The organism is Sphaerochaeta sp. S2 (assembly GCF_016406725.1).
Lineage (GTDB): Bacteria > Spirochaetota > Spirochaetia > Sphaerochaetales > Sphaerochaetaceae > Sphaerochaeta.
In genome coordinates this window covers 1-4,626 of record NZ_JAEKNT010000300.1, presented here as the reverse complement: position 1 = coordinate 4,626, position 4,626 = coordinate 1, and the positions used below count along the sequence as shown (strand labels likewise).

Below are 4,626 nucleotides of genomic sequence, written 5' to 3'. Positions count from 1 at the left end.
GGGGAAGAGCCCTTTCGTCTCATGATGATCATATGGATTGCATGCAAGATTCCTGCGCGGCAGGCTGTCTACATGGCTAAGTGTTAAAAGATGTCTCTGTCCTTGGAAGGCATAAGGGCTATAACAGGTCCTCTTGACTTCTGAGACAGGAATGCTGAAGCTGGCTTCCTTCTCCAGAAAAAGAGGATGGGTTCCAAGTGTCTCATCAAGCTGTATGAGGTAGATACCAGGTTCATCTACTTCCAGAACTACTTGGTCTCCTTCCTCGTATGCTTCTTTATAGACCAGGGAGACTCCATATCCACTTTTCCTGCTCGAGGCAAGTATTGTTTCATTTGCATCAAGAATCATGATTTTCATACAACAATCCTCCGCATAACTCACTATACCACAGCTTTGCCTTGCTTGACAGCAACCAGCAATTGGTCCATGGTTATACTATGAATTGTACATTCCTTGGGCATAGTGCCTTCTTAGTGGAAACGGATGCGTATCTCCTGCTTTTTGATTACACCAAAGGTGCAGTGAGCCTTCCCTCAACCACCAAGCCGTTGATGGTATTTGCCAGTCATCGGCATGCCGACCACTATGACTCGTCCATCTTTTCGCTCGCAGACCGGAAGGGGCATACCGTTTTCTTTCTCTCCTCCGATATTCCTCCAACAGATATCCCCTTCTCCTGTACCATCAACCCGATGGGCCCCTATGAAGAGGATATCGTGGAAGGCCTTGTAGTCAAGACACTCAAGAGTACTGATGAAGGGGTGGCCTTTGTTGTGGAGGTTGAGGGAAAAACCCTCTATTTTGCCGGTGACCTGAACCATTGGCACTGGGAAGGGGAGAGTAAGCAGTACAATGAGGAGATGGCCGATAACTACCATAAGGAGTTGGCTCTTCTCCCTTCTCATCTGGACCTTGCCTTCGTACCTGTCGATCCTCGTTTAGGCTCTTATTACAGCCTAGGGGCAAAAGATTTGGTTCAGACAGTATCGGTAGACACACTTGTTCCCATGCATATGTGGGAAGATTATTCAGTATGCAGCAAATTACAGAAAGAGCTCGGAGATCGTGTCAAGGAAGTAATTCTTCTGGATACGGTCCCACAAACATGGAGGATATAATGCAGTTTCATTTCGCTCATAATAATTTCAATGTCATGGATCTTGATGCATCCCTTGCATTCTATAAAGAGGCGTTAGGTCTTGTGGAAGTGCGGAGAAAGGAAGCCTCTGATGGTTCTTTCATCCTGGTTTTCCTGGGAGACGGATCTTCGAAGCACCAACTTGAGCTTACTTGGTTGAAGAACTGGGAGAAGGACTCCTACAACCTTGGAGACAATGAATTCCATCTTGCATTCGAGACCGATGACCTGGAAGGTGCACGGGAGAAACACCGCGCGATGGATTGCATCATTTTCGAAAACAAGCAGATGGGAATCTACTTCATCGTTGACCCTGATGGGTACTGGATTGAAATCGTTCCTGAAAAGAAGTAAGCATTAGGTGAAACGGCTGGTGAAAATTCGCTGGTACTGTTTCGGGCTCATTCCCATGACCTTCCTGAATTGCCTGCTGAAGTAGTTCGGATCCTTGAACCCACACGCTTCACTTACCTGGGACATGGAGAGCCCACGTCTCTGGATAAGGGTACAGGCGTGTGCAACACGCTTATGGATATGGAACTCAATGGGGGAGAGGCCGGTACTCTGCTTAAAGAGCCGATTCAATGTGCTTGTGCTCATATTAGCCACTTCCACCAGCTCCTCTGTTGCGAGGCTTGTATCAAGATGCTGGTCCATATAGGAGATGACTTCCCAGAGTCTTCGGGTTCCCTGGTTGGTTTCTCGTGGGGTCTGATCCCAAATACGGGAGAGCGAGATGATCAATTCAATCAGATAGGCAAGCGCCAATGGCCGGGAACCCGAGCCATAACTCTGGTCATCAGCTTCCTTCTCCATCATCTGGATCAAGGGGATGAGTTCAGCAGTTTGGGAAGGAGAGAGCAACAGATAGGGGATCCTCTGGGTTTCCATGAAGATGGAGCAATAGCCTGGAAGGGAGGGCAGGTCGAGAAACTTTCTTCCCATTAGGTTTCTTGCATAGATGATGTTGTAGAGTACCAGGTTCTCCACATCCTTGTATCCATGTTCCACACCAGGTGGGATGAAGAAAATCGACCCCTCTTGGAGCGGCTGCTGTTCGCTCTTGGTGTAATTTATCCCACGCCCACTTACTACGAATACCAATTCATTGAACTCATGGCTATGTAACCGGTAAGGGATTTCCGGATCACGCTTGATGACCTTCAACTGCATGGTAGGTTCCCAAAAGTACGAGGTGTCTGACAAGATGGAATCAATCATAGCAAAATGGTTGTGCATCCTGCAGGCTTTGTCAAGAACTACCGCTTGGATAGTTGTTCTCATCGCCCTTGTATGGCACACTTGTCGTGAGGAGAAACCAAGCTATGGATCTACTACTCGATAGCGCCGACCTTTCGGCAATTGCACATGCTCTGGAGCATTACCCTATCAAAGGGGTAACCACCAACCCCACCATGCTCAGCACCATTGAAGGAGGCGCCGTTCTCTCCCACTTGAGACGTATCAGGGAGATGATCGGGGAAGAGCGGGAATTGCATATCCAGGTCATGGGTTGTGATGAGTCCACCATGATCAAGGAAGCCCATTATCTAGTCTCTCAGCTTGGTGAGAAAACCTGTATTGCAGTTCCCGTTACCGAGTGTGGTTTGAAGGTGATCAAACAACTTACCTCAGAAGGGATTGCTGTCACCGGGACGACCGTGTTCTCCACCATGCAAGGCATTCTGGCCATGCTCAGTGGAGCCCGCTATATTGCAGTATTCTATGATCGGATGCTCAATCTGGATATTGATGCAAAACGGGTAATCAAGGAACTGTCTGGATTCCTTTGGACGAATACCAGTACAACCCAGGTCCTCGCTGCGAGTTTCAGGAACATCAGTGAGGTAACCAGTGCCTACGCCAATGGGGCCGGGGTGTGTACGGTCCGTCCAGAGTTGCTTTCAACCGGACTGGCGATGCCTTCCATCAGCCAGGCAGTTGATGACTTTTCCAGGGATTGGAAATCTGTTTTCGGGGAGAAAACTCTGTTGGAGCTTTAGGATGACAGTGCCTTACTGACTGCCTTCTTCCATCCTTTATACCGTTTTTCTCTCTCTGTATCGCTCATCATTGGTTGATAGAGTGCTTTTGCTGGGAGTTGCTCCTCTTGAAGGATGCCTACTGCCTTTGCAGCGATAAGCGCTGGTCCCTGTCCACTTAATTCTTCTAGTGCGGCAACCCTAACCTCACAGCCAATGATATCACTCTGTGCTTGCATGAGGAATGAATCGTTAGTAGGACCTCCATCAACCCGGAGGCTGGTTATATCTTGCTTTGCATGTTTGTGCATCAGGAAGACAATGTCCGCGATTTGGTAGGCTATCGATTCTTCTGCTGCCCTGACCAGTTCTGCTTTCTTGCACCGCCTATCCAATCCAACAATTACCGCTCTTGCCTCAGGATCCCAGTACGGTGCTCCCAAGCCACTGAAGGCTGGCACCATGTAAAGACCTTCAATGTCCTTGGCTTGCCCTGCTAGGATTCCTGCTTCCTTTGCTGAGCCTATAAGCTCAAGGTCCTCAACCAGGTAAGAGATTGTTGCTCCGCTGTAGTTGATGTTCCCTTCCAGGACGTAAGTGACCTTTCCATCAATCCCCCAAGCAAGGCTGGTGACGAGGTCCTCACAGAGCACCGGTACTTGCCCAATGTTCATCATGATGGAGGATCCTGTACCATAGGTGGCTTTGGTCATGCCTTTGAAATGACACCCTTGTGCATAGAGCGCTCCTTGTGAGTCACCAAGCATTGCATGTATGGGAACTTCCTCTGGCAATATGCCCCCTAGGTCGGTATGTCCGAAAAGAGCGTTTGAGTCACATAGTTCAGGAAGGCTTTCTGTTGGGATACCAAAGAGTGAAGCCACCTTCTCATCCCAGATAAGATCGGTAATATTCAGTAGCTGGGTGCGAGAAGCATTGGAGTATTCACTTCGCACTGCTTTTTCACTGCTCAGGTGATAGAGAACATAACTGTCCATAGTGGAAAGCACCAGATTTCCTGCCTGGGCTGCCTCTCTTACTGTCTTGACGTTCTGCAGCATCCAGGCGAACTTGGCAGCGCTGAAGTAGGGTGAGAGGTGCAGGCCGGTTCTCCTGTGAATTTCATCCTTGTCTTTTTCCAGGGCCGTACAGATGTCCTTTGCTCTCCCACATTGCCAGACTATGGCATGGTAGAAAGGTTTTCCACTGTTTCTGTCCCATGCAACAGCAGTCTCCCGTTGATTACTGATCGCCACAGCCTTGATAAGACTGAGGTCTACCGCAGTGGTTTTCAACAGGTTCTTTGCCGCAGAGAAGAGGTTCTTGATAATCTGTTCAGCATCATGCTCCACCCAGCCCTGGTCATTGATGATCTGGCGGTGGGGGACATCTGAACGTCCTCTTAAAGCTCCCTTCTGGTCGAAAAGCAGGGCTTTCGTGGTTGATGTGCTTTGGTCGAATGCAAGGATGAATTGTTCACTCATAGGGTACTCACCTGGGAAA

At 48.8% G+C, this 4,626-nt stretch carries 5 protein-coding genes and 1 pseudogene; 3 read left to right on the top strand and 3 right to left on the bottom strand.

Features of this window, described 5'->3' with window-relative positions:
• Positions 1-360: pseudogene (locus JF818_RS08735) on the bottom strand (carbohydrate-binding protein); the annotation flags it as partial.
• Between the two features lie 80 nt (positions 361-440).
• Between JF818_RS08735 and JF818_RS08730 the strand changes: the two are divergent.
• Together JF818_RS08730 and JF818_RS08725 are read left to right on the top strand one after the other, a co-directional pair.
• Positions 441-1,121 (top strand): MBL fold metallo-hydrolase, encoded by a 681-nt coding sequence (locus JF818_RS08730; RefSeq protein WP_198891629.1) that lies wholly within the window; start codon positions 441-443, stop codon positions 1,119-1,121.
• Positions 1,121-1,495: a VOC family protein gene (locus JF818_RS08725; protein WP_198891628.1), complete on the top strand. Its 375-nt coding sequence runs from the start codon at positions 1,121-1,123 to the stop codon at positions 1,493-1,495. Before JF818_RS08730 ends, JF818_RS08725 begins: the two co-directional genes overlap by 1 nt.
• Before the next feature lie 3 nt (positions 1,496-1,498).
• On the opposite strand, the gene JF818_RS08720 is transcribed toward JF818_RS08725, so the two are convergent.
• Entirely contained in the window at positions 1,499-2,425 is a 927-nt protein-coding gene (locus JF818_RS08720) for an AraC family transcriptional regulator (protein WP_233066913.1), read from the bottom strand.
• 41 nt (positions 2,426-2,466) lie between these two features.
• Between JF818_RS08720 and JF818_RS08715 the strand changes: the two genes are divergently transcribed.
• Positions 2,467-3,144 carry a fructose-6-phosphate aldolase gene (locus JF818_RS08715; protein WP_198891627.1) on the top strand — a complete coding sequence of 226 codons (678 nt, stop codon included), beginning with the start codon at positions 2,467-2,469 and terminating at the stop codon, positions 3,142-3,144.
• Here JF818_RS08715 and JF818_RS08710 read toward each other — a convergent pair.
• Positions 3,141-4,626, bottom strand: a 1,486-nt coding sequence (locus tag JF818_RS08710; protein WP_370570319.1) for a glycerol kinase, incomplete at its 5' end; no start/stop codon positions are given. The two genes, JF818_RS08715 and JF818_RS08710, sit on opposite strands and share 4 nt — an antisense overlap.

Bases quoted from the DNA above. Each gene is read 5' to 3' on its own strand.
- JF818_RS08720 (WP_233066913.1), bottom strand. From the start codon at position 2,425: ATGAGAACAACTATCCAAGCGGTAGTTCTTGACAAAGCCTGCAGGATG.
- JF818_RS08715 (WP_198891627.1), top strand. From the start codon at position 2,467: ATGGATCTACTACTCGATAGCGCCGACCTTTCGGCAATTGCACATGCT.
- JF818_RS08725 (WP_198891628.1), top strand. From the start codon at position 1,121: ATGCAGTTTCATTTCGCTCATAATAATTTCAATGTCATGGATCTTGAT.
- JF818_RS08730 (WP_198891629.1), top strand. From the start codon at position 441: ATGAATTGTACATTCCTTGGGCATAGTGCCTTCTTAGTGGAAACGGAT.